The organism is Pseudomonas soli, assembly GCF_021283165.2.
GTDB classification, from domain to species: Bacteria; Pseudomonadota; Gammaproteobacteria; order Pseudomonadales; family Pseudomonadaceae; genus Aquipseudomonas; species Aquipseudomonas soli.
Genome location: NZ_CP128543.1, coordinates 2,653,414 through 2,668,111, shown reverse-complemented (window position 1 = coordinate 2,668,111; position 14,698 = coordinate 2,653,414). Strand labels below are relative to the sequence as shown.

The window sequence follows — 14,698 nt, the reverse complement described above, 5'->3', positions numbered from 1 at the left end:
TTTATCCGCCGCTGGCGGGGCACGCGCCCTGCGAGACATGCTCCCTGGCCCGGGCAATCGCCGCCTGTATCGCCCCTCGCGCCTGGGGGCTGTTCTTCCAACAACTGCTGCCCAGCAGCCCGGCGGCCTCGCTGACGATCTGCAAGGCATCGGCTTCGGCCAGCCGTGCCAACGAGCCATACCCCAGTTGCTCAAGGCGCTGCACCACGGTCGGGCCCACGCCCTTGACCGCCAGCAGCACCGCCCGCTCATCCGCACTGAACGCCATCTTCACCTCCCTGTAACGTCGTGGCTTTGCAAACGCGGCGAATGATGGCATATATCGATGTCTGCCTGCCCACCCCCACCAGGAGAACCCCATGCTCGGCGTGACCGACTACGGCGCTTTCGTGATCGCGTTCCTCATCCTCCTGGCGATCCCCGGGCCCGGCAACTTCGCCCTGATCACCGCCACCGGCAAGGGCGGCATCAAGGGCGGGCTGGCCGCCACCTTCGGGGTGATCCTCGGCGACCAGGTGCTGATGTGGCTGGCGGTGGCCGGCGTGGCCACCTTGCTGGCCACCTACCCCACCGCCTTCCACGTGGTGCAGTGGGCCGGCGCCGCCTACCTGGCCTGGCTCGGCCTGCGCATGGTGCTGAGCAAGCCCGGCGGCGCCCCGCGCGAGAGCCGCATGGCCAGCGGCCGCTACCTGCGCCAGACCATGATGATCACCCTGCTCAACCCCAAGGCGATCATGTTCTACATGGCGTTCTTCCCGTTGTTCATCGACCCGGTGCGCCACCAGGGCGTGGTCACCTTCGCCTTCATGGCGCTGACCGTGGCCGGGCTTACCTTGCTCTACGGCCTGATCGCAGTGTTCCTTACCCACCGACTGGCCGAGCGCATGCGCGCCAGCCCGCGCATCGCCAACCTCCTCGAACGCCTGGCCGGCGCCTGCCTGGTCGGCTTCGGCATCAAGCTGGCGGCGATGCGCTGAGGCTCAGGCGTCGCGCAGCAGGTCGTGGGCGTCGAGCAGGCGGAAGGCCACTTGCGGGTTGCGCTCGAGCCCCCGGCGGATCGCCGCGGGGATGGCTTGGCGCGTCTTGCGGCACAGGCCCAACTGCGCCTCCAGTTCGATGACGATACCGCGCATGGTGCGCACTTCGTTGAAGCCTGGGGCGATGTGCACGCGGATGCCGAGCTGCTCGTAAAGGCGTGATTGCAGGCGCTGTAGATCTTCAAGATCCCTGAGGTTCTCCAGGCGCTCGACCAGGCGCTTTTCCTCCTCGCGGGTGAGCAGCAGGATGCGCCGCTCGGGGCCGTCGGCCAGACGTTCGCGGCCGCAGTCGCAGGCGCCCGGCGGGCATGGGTGACGTTGGGGGAGCGGGTTGGTCATGGCTGCAAGGATAGCCGCTGCATTTTCCTTGTGCCGCCTGGTCCGGCTTCATCGCCGGCAAGCGGCCGATCGTTGCTGTTGCGCAAGCTCAGCCTCCCGCCAGCAGACTGCGGTCGAACATGAACGTCCCCGCCCCCTGCGGGGTATGCCGGTACAGCTGCTGCGGCCGCCCGAGCCTGGGCTGGACCTTCTCGCCGGTGTCCTGCACCCAGCCTTCGCTCTTCATGCGTTCAAGGCGTTTGCGCAGCGAGGTGTTGTTGACCACCTGCCCCAGGCACGCCTGCACCGCTGCCAGGGCGTCCAGCACAGTGAAACGCTCGGGCGCCAGGTACAACGGCAGGTTGGTGTATACGGCCTTGGCCGCCAGCCGCTCACAGGCGCGCTCGACCAGCAGGCCATGGTCGAACGGCAGCGACAGCTCACGCGACAGAACGCTTTGAAGGTCAAAGAAGGCAACCTGCGCGTTCTCTACCACCACCGCCGGATCGAGCAGCGCCAGGTAGTAGGTGCTCAAGGTCCAGCCCCGTGGGTCGCGAACGCCATTGCCTTCGGTGCCTACCTGTTCCAGATGGCGGGGGACCACCTTGGCCTTTTCCGCCAGGGCCCGGGCGGCGGCGGCATCCAGACTGTTGTCCGCGGTGCTGCCATTGACGATCACACCTGGCAGGGCCCATTGCCCTTCGTAGGGCTCGCGTCCACGCTGGTGCAACAACACCTCCAGGCGAAGGCTGTGCGGCGACAGGCGCAGGGCGATGATATCCACGCTGGCCAGGACTTGTGCTGTGCTCACGGTACGATTCCTTCTGGTAACCCGCCTATATTCCACCAGGGCTATTAAATCTATCAAGGGCTAATTCCGATTTGGGAATAGCCTTGACACACATAATGCACCAGGTGAATTATATGACCATCTCAGCCGAGGACCTCTGCCCATGATCATCGCCAGCTTCGACGTCGACGCGCAAAACGGCTTTACCGCCAACGCTCCCCAGGAGTTGCCGGTACCTGACGGCCACCTGATCGCACCGGCGCTCAACACCATGGCGCAGCGCGCCACGCTGCGCCTGGGCAGCAAGGACGCCCACCCGGCAAACGCCGCCTGGGTAGTCGCCGAAGCCGCCCAGATGCTGCAACCCCTGGCCCTGGCCAACGCCGACCTGACCTGGGTCAGCCACTGCGTCCCCGGCACGTCCGGCTTCGAACTGCTCCCCGGCCTGCCCGCCCCCATCGACTACGACTACTTCGTCTGGAAAGGCGTCGAACCCGACCTGCATCCCTACGGCGCCTGCTACCACGACCTGGCGGAACGCCGCTCCACCGGTGTCATCGAGTTCCTCAAGGTGCAACAGGTACAGGCGATCATCGTTGGCGGCCTGGCGCTGGACTACTGCGTGCGCACCACCGCCCTGCAACTGCGCCGCGCCGGTTTCGAGGTGTTGTTGTACCTGCCGGCCTGCCGCGCACTAAGCGCTGAGGGCGCACAGGCTGCCTGCACTGCCATGGCCAATGCCGGCATCTACTTGTGCGGCGACGAACAGGCCCTCGACGACCAGCTCACCGCCCTCAAGGAGGCTCGCCCATGAGCGACAGCGTTTTCGGCCCACGGATCATCCAGAACCTGCTGGACACCGACTTCTACAAGATCACCATGATGCAGGCGGTGCTGCACAACTACCCCAACGCCGAGGTGGAATGGGAATTCCGCTGCCGCAACAACGAGGACCTTGCGCCCTACCTCGCCGAGATCCGCTACCAGGTCGAGCAGTTGGCCGATGTGTCGATCACCCACGACCAGTTGGCCTACCTGGAAAAGATTCCGTTCATCAAGCCGGACTTCATCCGCTTCCTCAGCCTGTTCCGCTTCAACCTGCGTTATGTGCAGGTGGGCCTGGACGACACCGGGCAGCTGGCGATCCGCCTGCGCGGCCCCTGGTTGCACGTGATCCTGTTCGAGATCCCGCTGCTGGCGATCATCAGTGAAGTACGCAACCGCTATCGCTACCGCGAGGTGATGATCGAACAGGTCGGCGAGCGCCTCTACCAGAAGCTCGACTGGCTCAAGACCGAAGCCAGCAGCGACGAGCTGGCCGGCCTGCAGCTGGCCGACTTCGGCACCCGCCGGCGTTTCTCCTACCGGGTGCAGGAAGAGGTGGTGCACATCCTCAAGCGTGACTTCCCGGGGCGTTTCGTTGGTACCAGCAACGTGCATCTGGCTCGCGAGTACCAGGTCAAACCCATTGGCACCATGGCCCACGAATGGTTCATGGCCCACCAGCAGCTCGGCCCGCGCCTGGTCGACAGCCAGGCCGCCGCCCTCGAGTGTTGGGTGCGCGAGTACCGTGGCCAGCTTGGCATCGCCCTGACCGATTGCATCGGCATGGACGCGTTCATGAAGGACTTCGACCTGTACTTCGCCAAGCTCTTCGATGGCCTGCGCCATGACTCGGGCGAGCCGCTGGCCTGGGCCGAGAAAGCCATCGCCCACTATGAACGGCTGGGTATGGACCCGAAGGGCAAGACCCTGATTTTCTCCGACGGGCTGGACTTCGAGAAGATGCTGACGCTCTACCGCGCCCTGCACGGGCGGATCAACGTCAGCTTCGGTATCGGCACCAACCTGACCTGCGACATCCCCGGCGTCACGCCGATGAACATCGTGATCAAGATGACCGCCTGCAACGGCGCGCCAGTGGCGAAGATTTCCGACAGCCCGGGCAAGACCCAGTGCCGGGACGAGAACTTCGTGGCGTACCTGCGGCATGTGTTCAACGTCCAATAACCCCGGGGCTGCCATGCAGCCCTTTCGCCGTCAAGCCGGCTCCCACAGGCTAGGCACTGCGGTCCAAGGTTTTTCACCAAGGCCCTCGTTGCCACGCACATTTGCTTGTATGGTGTTGTCAAAGAAGGATGTTTTACCCGCACAGGAAAGACCAGATGCCCCAACGCAATGTCATCAACGCCTCCGTCAGCCCCAAGGGCAGCCTGGAGACGCTGTCGCAACGTGAAGTCCAGCAACTGAGCGAAGTCGGTACCGGCAGCCTCTACACCCTGTTCCGCCAGTGCGCCCTGGCCATCCTCAACACCGGCGCCCATGTCGATAATGCCAAGACCATCCTCGAGGCCTACAAGGACTTCGAGGTACGTATCCACCAGCAGGACCGCGGCGTGCGCCTGGAACTGCTCAACGCCCCGGCCGACGCCTTCGTCGATGGCGAGATGATCGCCAGTACCCGCGAGATGTTGTTCAGCGCCCTGCGCGACATCGTCTACACCGAGAGCGAACTGGCCAGCCAGCGCATCGACCTGGAAAGCTCGCAAGGCATCACCGACTACGTCTTCCACCTGCTGCGCAACGCCCGCACCCTGCGCCCCGGTGTCGAGCCGAAGATGGTGGTGTGCTGGGGCGGCCACTCGATCAGCACCGAGGAATACCAGTACACCAAGAAGGTCGGCCACGAGCTGGGCCTGCGCAAGCTGGATGTCTGCACCGGCTGCGGCCCGGGCGTGATGAAAGGGCCGATGAAGGGCGCCACCATCGCCCATGCCAAGCAGCGCATGCACGGCAGCCGCTACCTGGGCCTGACCGAGCCGGGCATCATCGCCGCCGAGGCGCCCAACCCGATCGTCAACGAGCTGGTGATCCTGCCGGACATCGAGAAGCGTCTGGAAGCCTTCGTGCGTGTCGGCCACGGCATCATCATCTTCCCCGGCGGCGCCGGTACCGCCGAGGAGTTCCTCTACCTGCTCGGCATCCTCATGCACCCGGACAACCAGGGCCTGCCGTTCCCGGTGGTGCTCACCGGGCCGCGCAGCGCCGAGCCGTTCCTGCTGCAGTTGCATGCCTTCGTCGGCGCCACTCTCGGCGAGGCGGCGCAGCGCCACTACCAGATCATCATCGACGACCCGGCCGAAGTGGCGCGGCAGATGGTCGAGGGGCTCAAGGCAGTCAAGCAGTTCCGCCGCGAGCGCAACGACGCCTTCCACTTCAACTGGCTGCTGAAGATCGACGAAGGCTTCCAGCGCCCGTTCGACCCGACGCACGAGAACATGGCCAACCTGGCCCTGCGCCGCGACCTGCCACCACACGAGCTGGCGGCCAACTTGCGCCGGGCGTTCTCGGGCGTGGTTGCCGGCAACGTCAAGGACAAGGGCATCCGCCTGATCGAGGAGCACGGGCCGTACCAGATCCGCGGCGATGCGGCGATCCTCGACCCACTCGGGCGCCTGCTGCAGGCGTTCGTCGACCAGCACCGCATGAAGTTGCCCGGTGGGGCGGCGTATGTGCCGTGCTATGAAGTAGTGGCCTGAGGGCACTGGGGGCCGCTTTGCGGCCCTTTCGCCGGGGAATTGGCGCCCATGGCAGCCAATAACTCCTGATTTTTCGCAATATTTTGCAGATATTTCCTGCGCCAGGTGGTGAACCTGCCCACAAAAAAACGGTCTTTCGCTGACGGTCAATCCACCCGACCGGATCGCCGGCCCAGTCATCGGGCCTTCATTCGTCCTGTTTCAGCGAAGACCAGCATGCCAGACATCCAGCCCGCTTCCCCTGCCCTCACCGCCCTGCGCGGTGGCCTGATCGCCGCCCTGATCGCCCTCGCCGCCCCGGCCCACGCCGAAGAGCCGGCCACTGATGCGCGTTGGGTCAGTGACAGCCTGAACACTTACGTACGCAGCGGCCCTACCGATGGCCATCGCATCGTCGGCACGCTCAAGTCCGGGCAGAAGGTCACTTTGGTCACCAGCCAGGGCAACTACAGCCAGGTACGCGGGCAGAGCGGCGACCTGGTATGGATCCTCACCAGCGACCTGCAGGCGGTGCCCGGCCAGAGCGAGCGCCTGCCGCAGCTCGACGCCCAAGTGGCCGAACTGTCCGGCCAGCTCAAGACCATCGACGACAGCTGGAAAAACCGCGTGCAGGGCATGCAGGAGACCCTCGATTCGCGCAAGGCGCTGATCGACGAGCTGGAAACCCGTAACAAGGCACTCAATGAACAGCTCGAGCAGAGCCAGTCGAGCCTGCGCGACACCCAGGCGCGCCTGGGTGACGAGAACAAGCAGGTGATGATGCGCTACATGGTGTATGGCGGCAGCATCGCCGGCGCCGGGCTGCTGGCGGGGCTGATCCTGCCGGCGCTGACCCGTGGGCGCAAACGCAACGATCGCTGGTTCTGACCAGCATGGCCGCTACATTTTCAAGAAAATGTTGAAACTGTTCCCGTGATTGCGATGTTTTTGCGATAAATCCTGCAGGCTAAGGTTGCCCTACCTACCACTCAGGGACCCTGATGCCATGAAAGCCATCGTCTTCACCCAACACGGCCTGCCACTGACCGATCCGGCCTCGCTCTACGACAGCGACCTGCCCGCGCCTGTACCCGGCCCACGCGATCTGCTGGTGGAAGTCCGCGCCATCGCAGTCAACCCGGTCGACACCAAGGTCCGCGCCGGCAGCGGCAGCACCGATCAACCCAAGGTGCTGGGCTGGGACGCGGTCGGCGTGGTGCGCGCCATCGGTGAACAGGTGACGCTGTTCCAGCCCGGCGACGAGGTCTTCTATGCCGGCGCCATCGACCGCCCTGGCAGCTACAGCGAACTGCACCTGGTCGATGAGCGCATCGTCGGCCACAAGCCGCGCAGCCTGGACAATGCCAGCGCCGCCGCCCTGCCGCTGACCTCGATCACCGCCTGGGAGTTGCTGTTCGACCGCCTGGGCGTGCGCGAAGGCGGCGGCGAAGGGCAAAGCCTGCTGATCGTCGGCGCCAGCGGTGGCGTGGGTTCGATCCTCACCCAGCTGGCGCGCCAACTCACCAACCTCACCGTGATCGGCACCGCCTCGCGCCCTGAAACCCAGGCCTGGGTACGCCAACTCGGCGCCCACCAGGTGATCGATCACAACCAGCCGCTGGCACCCCAGCTTGAGGCTGTGGGCATAGGCCAGGTGGACCTGGTGATCAGCCTGACCCACACCGACCGCCACTTCGCGCAGTTGGTCGAGGTGCTGCGCCCACAAGGCCGCCTGGCACTGATCGACGACCCGGCCAGCCTCGACGTGGTGCCGCTCAAGCGCAAGTCGCTGTCGTTGCACTGGGAGCTGATGTTCACCCGTTCGCTGTACCAGACCGCCGACATGATCAAGCAGCACGAACTGCTGGAGCGAATTGCCGGGCTGGTCGATGAAGGCGTGATCAAGACCACGCTGGGCGAGCATTTCGGTGCGATCAACGCGGCCAACCTGCGCCGCGCCCACGAGTTGATCGAAAGCGGCAAGGCAAAGGGCAAGGTTGTACTGGAAGGTTTCTAGATTTCCGAGGGGCCAGGCAGCGGCGCTACGCCGCTCCTGCAGATTACTCAGCTAACCCAACTCGGCAAACTTCTCCCCCAGGTAGCTCCGCAACCGCTGGATCGCCGGCGACACCGCCTGACGGTGCACGCACACCAGTTGCAGCGGCGCCGCCTGGCCGCATTCCGATGGGAACAGCTCCACCAGCCGCCCGGCCCGCACATCGGCCAGCACATCCAGCCGCGACTTGTAGACGATCCCCAGCCCCGCCACCGCCCAGCGGCGGACCACATCTGCATCGTCACTGGTGCGGTCGCCCGAAACGCTCACCGTCCTGACCCCGTCCGGCAGGTGAAACCCCCAACGCTCGTGGGTCTGTTCGCCCATCACATAGCGCAGGCAGTTGTGCCCGGCCAGTTCCTCCGGCGTGCGCGGCGCGCCATGGCGGGCGATGTAGCTCGGCGCAGCGCATAGCGTGCGGCGGTTGTCCGGGGCCAACGGCAGCGCCACCAGGCCCGAATCGGCCAACTGGCCGTAGCGGATACTGGCATCCAGGCGATCCCCCACCATGTCCGCCACCTGGTCGCTCAGGCGCAGTTGCAGGCTGATGCCCGGGTGCTGCAACTGGAACTCGTCGAGCCAGGGCAGCAGCACATTGCGCCCCAGGTCCGAGGGCATCGACAGACGCAGCACCCCGCCGATCTCTTCGCGCCCTTGCTCCAGGGCCATCTCGCCCTCCACCAGTGCCTCAAGCACCTGTCGCGCATGGGGCAGGTAGCGCTGGCCTTCATCCGACAGGCGCAGACGCCGGGTCGAACGCACCAGCAGGCGGAACCCCAGGCTGCGCTCCAGGCGCTGCACGGCGCCGCTGGCCAGGGCCGGCGAGATGTCCAGCTGGCGCGCCGCCGCGGAGAAACTGCCGGTTGCCACGGTACTGACGAATACCTGCAGGTCGTCCATGCGCACGAGTTTCTTCATGCCGGCACCTCGCTGTCGCGCAGGGACGAACGCAGCTTACCGCCGGCGACGCTGAAATTGCGCGGGGCATGGACCGGCCGCCCGCTCAGCAGGCTGGCGATCTCGAACACCGACTGCGAGGCCAGCGCCATCACATGGAAACCTTCGCACAACAGATAACCGACCCGATGCATGGGCACACTCCAGAGCATGTCTCGAATTCGTACTGTATGGGTCATTTCCGTCACCGGTAAAGCCTGGCCTCCCCCACCCCACAGAGTCGCGACCATGAACGCCGAACGCCTATCAAACCGGCGTCTGGCACATCGTTACGGGCTGTAGGCGCAACAACTCGGGCGGCCATTCATCGGGTAGGGTCTACGCTGAAGGGTTCATGACAACGAGACCCTGCCCATGCATCTGCGACTTTGCACTCTGGCCCTCGCCCTCACCTGCGCCACCGCCCAGGCCGTCGAGCCCACGCACCAGGAGCTGTACAGCCAGGCCCAGGCCGAACAGCCGCACTACCTGGAAACCCTCAAGTCCCTGGTTTCGGTAGACACCGGCACCGGTACCGAGGCGGGCCTGAAACAGGTCGGTGCCGAGCTGGTGAAACGCCTCGAGGCCCTCGGCGCCAAGGTCACCACCCAACCAGCCACGCCGTCGGTGGGCGACAACATCGTCGGCACATTCAAGGGCACCGGCGACAAGGACTTCCTGCTGATGGTCCACTACGACACGGTGTTCGGCCCCGGTACCGTGGCCAAGCGCCCGTTCCGCATCGAAGGCGAGCGCGCCTATGGCCCTGGCGTGGCCGATGCCAAGGGCGGCGTGGCGATGATCCTGCATGCGCTGAAGCTGCTGCAGGACCAGCAGTACAAGGGCTATCGCACCCTCACCGTGCTGTTCAACCCGGATGAGGAAATGGGCTCGGCAGGCTCCAGGCAGCTAATCGCCGAGCTGGCGCGCCAGCATGACTTCGTCTTTTCCTACGAGCCGCCGGACAAGGACGCGGTGACCGTCGCCACCAACGGCATCAACCGCCTGAAACTCACGGTGAACGGCCGCGCCTCCCACGCCGGCTCCGCGCCCGAGGCCGGGCGCAACGCGCTGATCGAACTGGCGCACCAGTTGCTGCAATTGAATGCCCTCGGCGACAAGGACAAGGGCACCACCGTCAACTGGACCCTGGCCAAGGCCGGAGAGAAGGCCAACATCATCCCTGCCCTGGCCAGCGCCGAGGCCGACATGCGTTATTCCGACCTGAGCGAGACCGAGCGGGTACAGGAGGATGCCTTGCGGATCATCAAGAAGCAGTTGGTCGCCGATACCCAGGTCGAGCTGGTCATGGAAAAAGGCCGTCCGCCTCTGGCGAAGAACGACGCCTCCACGCAGCTTGCACAAACTGCGCGGCAGCTCTACAGCAAGATCGACCGGCAACTGCAGCCGATCGCCATGCGCTTCGGCACCGACGCCGGCTACGCCTACTTGCCCGACAGCGACAAGCCCGCAGTGCTGGAGACCCTGGGTGTGGTCGGCGCCGGCCTGCATGGCGACGACGAGTACATGGAGATCGCCAGCGTGGCGCCGCGCCTGTACCTGACGGTGGCAATGATCAGGCAACTGGCGCAATAGGCCACTGCGCAGGAGCGCCCATGAACATCCTCTACGACGAACGTGTCGACGGCCCGTTGCCAAGCGTGGACAAGCCGGCGCTGCTGGCCGCCCTGCGCGAGGCCCTGCCCGACCTGGACATCCTGCACCGCAGGGAAGACCTCAAGCCCTATGAATGCGACGGCCTCTCGGCCTACCGCACACTGCCCCTGCTGGTGGCACTGCCCGAGCGGCTGGAGCAGGTGCAGGCGCTGCTGCGGCTCTGCCACCAGCGCGGCGTGCCGGTGGTCGCGCGCGGTACCGGCACCGGCCTGTCGGGCGGCGCGTTGCCGCTGAGCCAGGGCATCCTGCTGGTGATGGCGCGCTTCAACCGCATCCTCGAAGTCAACCCGCAGGGCCGCTTCGCCAGGGTCCAGCCTGGCGTGCGCAACCTGGCGATTTCCCAGACGGCGGCGCCCCACGGTTTGTACTACGCGCCAGACCCTTCCTCGCAGATCGCCTGCTCGATTGGCGGCAATGTCGCCGAGAACGCCGGCGGCGTGCACTGCCTTAAGTACGGGCTGACCGTGCACAACCTGCTGAAAGTGGAGATCCTCACCGTCGAGGGCGAGCGCCTGACCCTCGGCAGCGATGCCCTGGACAGCCCCGGCTTCGACCTGCTGGCACTGTTCACCGGCTCCGAGGGCATGCTCGGCATCGTCACCGAGGTCACCGTCAAGCTGCTGCCCAGGCCACAGGTAGCGCGGGTGCTGCTGGCCAGCTTCGCCAACGTCGAGCACGCCGGGCGCGCGGTGGCCGATATCATCGCCGCCGGGATCATCCCGGCAGGCCTCGAGATGATGGACAACCTGGCGATCCGCGCCGCCGAGGCCTTCATCCACGCCGGCTACCCGGTGGACGCGGCGGCGATCCTGCTGTGCGAACTGGACGGCGTCGAGGCCGATGTGCACGACGACTGCGTCCGCGTCGATGCCGTGCTGCGCCAGGCCGGTGCCCGCGAGGTGCGCCTGGCCTGCGACGAAGCCGAACGCGTGCGCTTCTGGGCCGGGCGCAAGAACGCCTTCCCGGCGGTGGGGCGCATTTCGCCGGACTACTACTGCATGGACGGCACCATCCCGCGGCGCGAGCTGCCGCGAGTACTCGCTGGCATCAGCCAACTGTCCGAGACATACGGCCTGCGGGTCGCCAACGTTTTCCATGCCGGCGACGGCAACATGCACCCGCTGATCCTGTTCGACGCCAACCTGCCCGGCGAGCTGGAACGCGCCGAAGCCCTCGGTGGCCGGATCCTCGAGTTGTGCGTGGCGGTGGGCGGCAGCATCACCGGCGAGCACGGCGTGGGCCGGGAGAAGATCAACCAGATGTGCGCCCAGTTCAACAGCGACGAGATCACCCTGTTCCACGCGGTCAAGGCCGCCTTCGACCCACGGGGCCTGCTCAACCCGGGCAAGAACATTCCCACCCTGCAGCGCTGCGCCGAGTTCGGCGCGCTGCATGTACACCATGGGCAGTTGCCCTTCCCCGACCTGGAGCGCTTCTGATGGGCACCGATCTCAGCCAGCAGCTGCTGGGGCAGGTCAACCAGGCGTTGCGCCAGGGCACCGCGCTGCGCATCCAGGGCGGCAACAGCAAGGCCATGCTCGGCCGCCCGGTGGCCGGCGAGCTTGTCGACACCCGTGGGCACCGCGGTATCGTCAGCTACGACCCCACCGAACTGGTGCTCACCGCCCGTGCCGGCACGCCGCTGCGGGAGATCGAGGCGACGCTGCGCGAGGCCGGGCAGATGCTGCCTTGCGAGCCGCCGCACCTGGGGCCCGAGGCGACGCTGGGCGGCATGGTCGCCGCCGGGCTTTCGGGGCCGCGCCGGCCCTGGGCAGGCGCGGTGCGCGACTATGTCCTGGGCACACGACTGATCACCGGCAACGGCAAGCACCTGCGCTTTGGCGGCGAGGTGATGAAGAATGTCGCGGGCTTCGACGTATCGCGGCTGATGACGGGCAGCTTCGGCTGCCTTGGCCTGCTCACCGAGGTTTCCTTGAAGGTGCTGCCCAGGCCGCGCCAGTGCCTGGGCCTGCGCCTGGAAATGGATGCCCGCCAGGCACTGGCCAGGTTGGCCGAATGGGGCCAGCAGCCATTGCCGATCAGCGCCGCCAGCCACGACGGCGAGGCGCTGCACCTGCGCCTGGAGGGCGGCGAAGGCTCGGTGCGCTCGGCCCGCGAGCGCTTGGGCGGCGAGGTCGTCGACCCGCGCTACTGGAGCGACCTGCGCGAGCAACGACTGGCGTTCTTCAGTGCGCCGGCCACGCTGTGGCGCCTGTCCCTGCCCATCACCTGCGGCGTGCTCGAGCTGCCCGGGCAGCAACTGATCGACTGGGGCGGCGCCCAGCGCTGGCTCAAGTCCGAGGCGCCGGCGGCCACCCTGCGCGCCCTGGTGGCCGAGGCCGGCGGCCATGCCACCGCCTACGCGCCCGGCGACGACAGCAGTGCGCCACTGGACCCGATGACGCTGCGCTACCACCAGGCGCTGAAGCGCCAACTCGACCCCCAGGGCATCTTCAACCCTGGTCGCCTGTATGCACACTTGTGAGGCCACGGCATGCAAACCCGACTGAGTGACTCCGCCCGCCACCTGGCCCGCGCCGACGAGGCCGAGCGCATCCTGCGGTCTTGCGTGCACTGCGGCTTCTGCACCGCCACCTGCCCCACCTACCAGCTGCTCGGCGACGAGCTGGACGGCCCACGTGGGCGCATCTACCTGATCAAGCAGGTGCTCGAAGGCGAACCGGTCAGCGCCAGCACCCAGACGCACCTGGACCGTTGCCTGAGCTGTCGCAATTGCGAGACCAGCTGCCCCTCCGGCGTGCAGTACCACAACCTGCTCGACATCGGCCGCGCCGTGGTCGACCGCCAAGTGCCGCGGCCGTTGGCCCAGCGCCTGCTGCGCAGTGGCTTGCGTGCGGTAGTGCCGAGGCCGGCGCTGTTCAGGGCCCTGCTGCACAGCGGCCTTGCCCTGCGCCCCCTGCTCCCGGTCAACCTCAAGGCCAAGCTGCCGCCGCGGATCGCCGCCGCCGGCCAGCGCCCGTCAGCAAGGCACGCTCGCCGCGTGTTGCTGCTTGAAGGTTGCGTGCAGCAGGCGCTCTCACCCAATACCAACGCCGCCACCGCGCGCCTGCTCGACCGCCTCGGCATCAGTGTCGAACCGATAGCCGAGGCCGGTTGCTGCGGCGCCGTGGACTATCACCTGGATGCCCAGGCACGCGGCCTGGAGCGTGCCCGACACAACATCGACGCCTGGTGGCCGGCCATCGAGGCCGGCGCCGAGGCCATCGTGCAGACCGCCAGCGGCTGCGGCGCATTCGTGCGTGACTATGGCCACCTGCTCGAAGGCGACCCGCGCTACGCCGCCAAGGCCGCCAGGGTCAGCGCGCTGTCCCGGGACCTGGTACAGGTGCTGCAGGCCGAGCCGCTGGAACACCTGGGGTTGTGCGCCGAGCAGCGCCTGGCCTTCCACTGCCCCTGCACCCTGCAGCACGCCCTCAAGCTCGGCGGTGCGGTGGAAGGCCTGCTGACGCGCCTGGGCTTTCACCTCACCCCGGTGCCCGATGGCCACCTGTGCTGCGGCTCGGCCGGCACCTACTCGCTGACCCAGCCGACGCTGGCGCGGCAATTGCGCGATGAGCGTATCAATGCCCTGGAGAGCGGCAGCCCACAGGTCATTGCCACGGCCAACATCGGTTGCCAGGTGCACCTTGCAAGTGCCGGGCGAACGCCGGTGCGGCACTGGGTCGAGATCGTCGAGGCGGCGCTCGATGCCACGCGCACTGCGACGCTGTAGCCTGTCTGACCGGGCATCCAAGACCGTGGCAACAGGTGCTGGAGCTGACGCGGATCAAGGCGATGTTCAACCTCCTGCCTGTATTTTCGGAACCCTCCTACCGAAAGCAAGGACGCTTCTTGATTGTTGCCACATCCGCGGCGAAACATCATCCGACCTGGAGACGTTACGGCCGCCCCGGCGCGGCCAACCCCATCCAGACGAGGCCATGCCATGCCCACACACGACCGCCCTACCCGCGAACTGCGCCATACCCTGCGCCAGTTGCTGGCCCATGAAGTCAGCAACCCCGATGACAACCCACACCTGTCCGGTGTGCGCTTCTTCTGCGCCACCGACGAGCACACCCGCCAACTGATCGAGCGCGTCGAGCTGCTCGCCAGCGAGGCCTTCTTCGACGCCAAGGGCCGCGCCATCCCCGCCCGCATGCGCGAGGCCACGGTGGATGGCGTATGCATCAAGCAGAAACGCAAGGCCTGCGACGACGAAACGGTGATCCGCATCGCGCTGCCCGCAAAAGGCTACATCACCATCAGTACCGCCCGCCTGTGAACACCCGCTGCCTGCAGGCGCGGGCCTGGCTCGCGCCTGCGGCCCTTGCGGCTTTGCCGATAAACCCCGAAGCTTCTACAT

General features: G+C 66.5%; 16 protein-coding genes. 11 read left to right on the top strand and 5 right to left on the bottom strand.

Annotated features, from left to right (window positions below; translation table 11 throughout):
- Nucleotide 1: 1 nt before the first annotated feature.
- Entirely contained in the window at nucleotides 2-268 is a 267-nt protein-coding gene (locus tag LU688_RS12480) for a Pathogenicity locus (protein WP_094011161.1), read from the bottom strand.
- A gap of 91 nt (nucleotides 269-359) precedes the next feature.
- Between LU688_RS12480 and LU688_RS12475 the strand changes: the two genes are divergently transcribed.
- Complete coding sequence (locus tag LU688_RS12475) at nucleotides 360-977, top strand: LysE family transporter (protein ID WP_038705946.1); 618 nt, start codon at nucleotides 360-362, stop codon at nucleotides 975-977.
- A gap of 3 nt (nucleotides 978-980) precedes the next feature.
- On the opposite strand, the gene LU688_RS12470 is transcribed toward LU688_RS12475, so the two are convergent.
- Complete coding sequence (locus LU688_RS12470; protein WP_094011160.1) at nucleotides 981-1,376, bottom strand: hypothetical protein; 396 nt, start codon at nucleotides 1,374-1,376, stop codon at nucleotides 981-983.
- An 88-nt stretch (nucleotides 1,377-1,464) separates the two neighbouring features.
- Entirely contained in the window at nucleotides 1,465-2,166 is a 702-nt protein-coding gene (locus tag LU688_RS12465) for an NrtR DNA-binding winged helix domain-containing protein (protein ID WP_232888016.1), read from the bottom strand.
- A gap of 142 nt (nucleotides 2,167-2,308) precedes the next feature.
- Here LU688_RS12465 and LU688_RS12460 point away from each other — a divergent pair, with 142 nt between their 5' ends.
- The 5 genes from LU688_RS12460 (at nucleotide 2,309) to LU688_RS12440 (ending at nucleotide 7,680) form a co-directional block, all read left to right on the top strand.
- Nucleotides 2,309-2,959: a nicotinamidase gene (locus LU688_RS12460; protein WP_232888017.1), complete on the top strand. Its 651-nt coding sequence runs from the start codon at nucleotides 2,309-2,311 to the stop codon at nucleotides 2,957-2,959.
- Complete coding sequence (gene pncB, locus LU688_RS12455; RefSeq protein ID WP_232888018.1) at nucleotides 2,956-4,155, top strand: nicotinate phosphoribosyltransferase; 1,200 nt, start codon at nucleotides 2,956-2,958, stop codon at nucleotides 4,153-4,155. The genes LU688_RS12460 and pncB overlap by 4 nt, the downstream gene beginning before the upstream one ends.
- A gap of 155 nt (nucleotides 4,156-4,310) precedes the next feature.
- A complete protein-coding gene (gene ppnN, locus LU688_RS12450; RefSeq protein ID WP_046855903.1) occupies nucleotides 4,311-5,684 on the top strand; it encodes a nucleotide 5'-monophosphate nucleosidase PpnN in 1,374 nt (457 codons plus the stop codon).
- A gap of 216 nt (nucleotides 5,685-5,900) precedes the next feature.
- Nucleotides 5,901-6,551 (top strand): TIGR04211 family SH3 domain-containing protein, encoded by a 651-nt coding sequence (locus LU688_RS12445; protein WP_094011156.1) that lies wholly within the window; start codon nucleotides 5,901-5,903, stop codon nucleotides 6,549-6,551.
- A 118-nt stretch (nucleotides 6,552-6,669) separates the two neighbouring features.
- Nucleotides 6,670-7,680, top strand: a complete 1,011-nt coding sequence (locus LU688_RS12440; protein WP_038705944.1) for a zinc-binding alcohol dehydrogenase family protein — start codon at nucleotides 6,670-6,672, stop codon at nucleotides 7,678-7,680.
- Nucleotides 7,681-7,731: 51 nt separating this feature from the next.
- Here the strand turns inward: LU688_RS12440 and LU688_RS12435 are convergent, their stop codons facing one another.
- Both LU688_RS12435 and LU688_RS12430 read right to left on the bottom strand, forming a co-directional pair.
- Nucleotides 7,732-8,637 carry a LysR family transcriptional regulator gene (locus tag LU688_RS12435; RefSeq protein ID WP_094011155.1) on the bottom strand — a complete coding sequence of 302 codons (906 nt, stop codon included), beginning with the start codon at nucleotides 8,635-8,637 and terminating at the stop codon, nucleotides 7,732-7,734.
- Nucleotides 8,634-8,810, bottom strand: coding sequence for a hypothetical protein (locus tag LU688_RS12430; RefSeq protein ID WP_160291334.1), 177 nt, complete (start codon nucleotides 8,808-8,810; stop codon nucleotides 8,634-8,636). Before LU688_RS12430 ends, LU688_RS12435 begins: the two co-directional genes overlap by 4 nt.
- A 220-nt stretch (nucleotides 8,811-9,030) precedes the next feature.
- Here LU688_RS12430 and LU688_RS12425 point away from each other — a divergent pair, with 220 nt between their 5' ends.
- The 5 genes from LU688_RS12425 (at nucleotide 9,031) to LU688_RS12405 (ending at nucleotide 14,617) form a co-directional block, all read left to right on the top strand.
- Nucleotides 9,031-10,251: a M20/M25/M40 family metallo-hydrolase gene (locus tag LU688_RS12425; RefSeq protein WP_094011154.1), complete on the top strand. Its 1,221-nt coding sequence runs from the start codon at nucleotides 9,031-9,033 to the stop codon at nucleotides 10,249-10,251.
- 20 nt (nucleotides 10,252-10,271) lie between these two features.
- Nucleotides 10,272-11,771 carry a glycolate oxidase subunit GlcD gene (glcD, locus tag LU688_RS12420; RefSeq protein WP_160291333.1) on the top strand — a complete coding sequence of 500 codons (1,500 nt, stop codon included), beginning with the start codon at nucleotides 10,272-10,274 and terminating at the stop codon, nucleotides 11,769-11,771.
- The gene (gene glcE / locus LU688_RS12415; RefSeq protein WP_094011152.1) at nucleotides 11,771-12,817 is read left to right on the top strand and encodes a glycolate oxidase subunit GlcE; all 1,047 of its coding nucleotides are present in this window, start codon (nucleotides 11,771-11,773) and stop codon (nucleotides 12,815-12,817) included. The genes glcD and glcE overlap by 1 nt, the downstream gene beginning before the upstream one ends.
- A gap of 9 nt (nucleotides 12,818-12,826) precedes the next feature.
- Nucleotides 12,827-14,065, top strand: coding sequence for a glycolate oxidase subunit GlcF (gene glcF / locus LU688_RS12410; RefSeq protein ID WP_160291332.1), 1,239 nt, complete (start codon nucleotides 12,827-12,829; stop codon nucleotides 14,063-14,065).
- 213 nt (nucleotides 14,066-14,278) lie between these two features.
- Nucleotides 14,279-14,617, top strand: a complete 339-nt coding sequence (locus LU688_RS12405; protein ID WP_046855914.1) for a hypothetical protein — start codon at nucleotides 14,279-14,281, stop codon at nucleotides 14,615-14,617.
- Nucleotides 14,618-14,698 lie beyond the last annotated feature (81 nt).

Coding starts and splice junctions, on each gene's coding strand:
- LU688_RS12405 (WP_046855914.1), top strand. CDS start 14,279: ATGCCCACACACGACCGCCCTACCCGCGAACTGCGCCATACCCTGCGC.
- ppnN (WP_046855903.1), top strand. CDS start 4,311: ATGCCCCAACGCAATGTCATCAACGCCTCCGTCAGCCCCAAGGGCAGC.
- LU688_RS12480 (WP_094011161.1), bottom strand. CDS start 268: ATGGCGTTCAGTGCGGATGAGCGGGCGGTGCTGCTGGCGGTCAAGGGC.
- LU688_RS12445 (WP_094011156.1), top strand. CDS start 5,901: ATGCCAGACATCCAGCCCGCTTCCCCTGCCCTCACCGCCCTGCGCGGT.
- LU688_RS12470 (WP_094011160.1), bottom strand. CDS start 1,376: ATGACCAACCCGCTCCCCCAACGTCACCCATGCCCGCCGGGCGCCTGC.
- LU688_RS12435 (WP_094011155.1), bottom strand. CDS start 8,637: ATGAAGAAACTCGTGCGCATGGACGACCTGCAGGTATTCGTCAGTACC.
- LU688_RS12460 (WP_232888017.1), top strand. CDS start 2,309: ATGATCATCGCCAGCTTCGACGTCGACGCGCAAAACGGCTTTACCGCC.
- glcF (WP_160291332.1), top strand. CDS start 12,827: ATGCAAACCCGACTGAGTGACTCCGCCCGCCACCTGGCCCGCGCCGAC.
- LU688_RS12430 (WP_160291334.1), bottom strand. CDS start 8,810: ATGCATCGGGTCGGTTATCTGTTGTGCGAAGGTTTCCATGTGATGGCG.
- LU688_RS12425 (WP_094011154.1), top strand. CDS start 9,031: ATGCATCTGCGACTTTGCACTCTGGCCCTCGCCCTCACCTGCGCCACC.
- LU688_RS12440 (WP_038705944.1), top strand. CDS start 6,670: ATGAAAGCCATCGTCTTCACCCAACACGGCCTGCCACTGACCGATCCG.
- glcE (WP_094011152.1), top strand. CDS start 11,771: ATGGGCACCGATCTCAGCCAGCAGCTGCTGGGGCAGGTCAACCAGGCG.
- LU688_RS12475 (WP_038705946.1), top strand. CDS start 360: ATGCTCGGCGTGACCGACTACGGCGCTTTCGTGATCGCGTTCCTCATC.
- glcD (WP_160291333.1), top strand. CDS start 10,272: ATGAACATCCTCTACGACGAACGTGTCGACGGCCCGTTGCCAAGCGTG.
- pncB (WP_232888018.1), top strand. CDS start 2,956: ATGAGCGACAGCGTTTTCGGCCCACGGATCATCCAGAACCTGCTGGAC.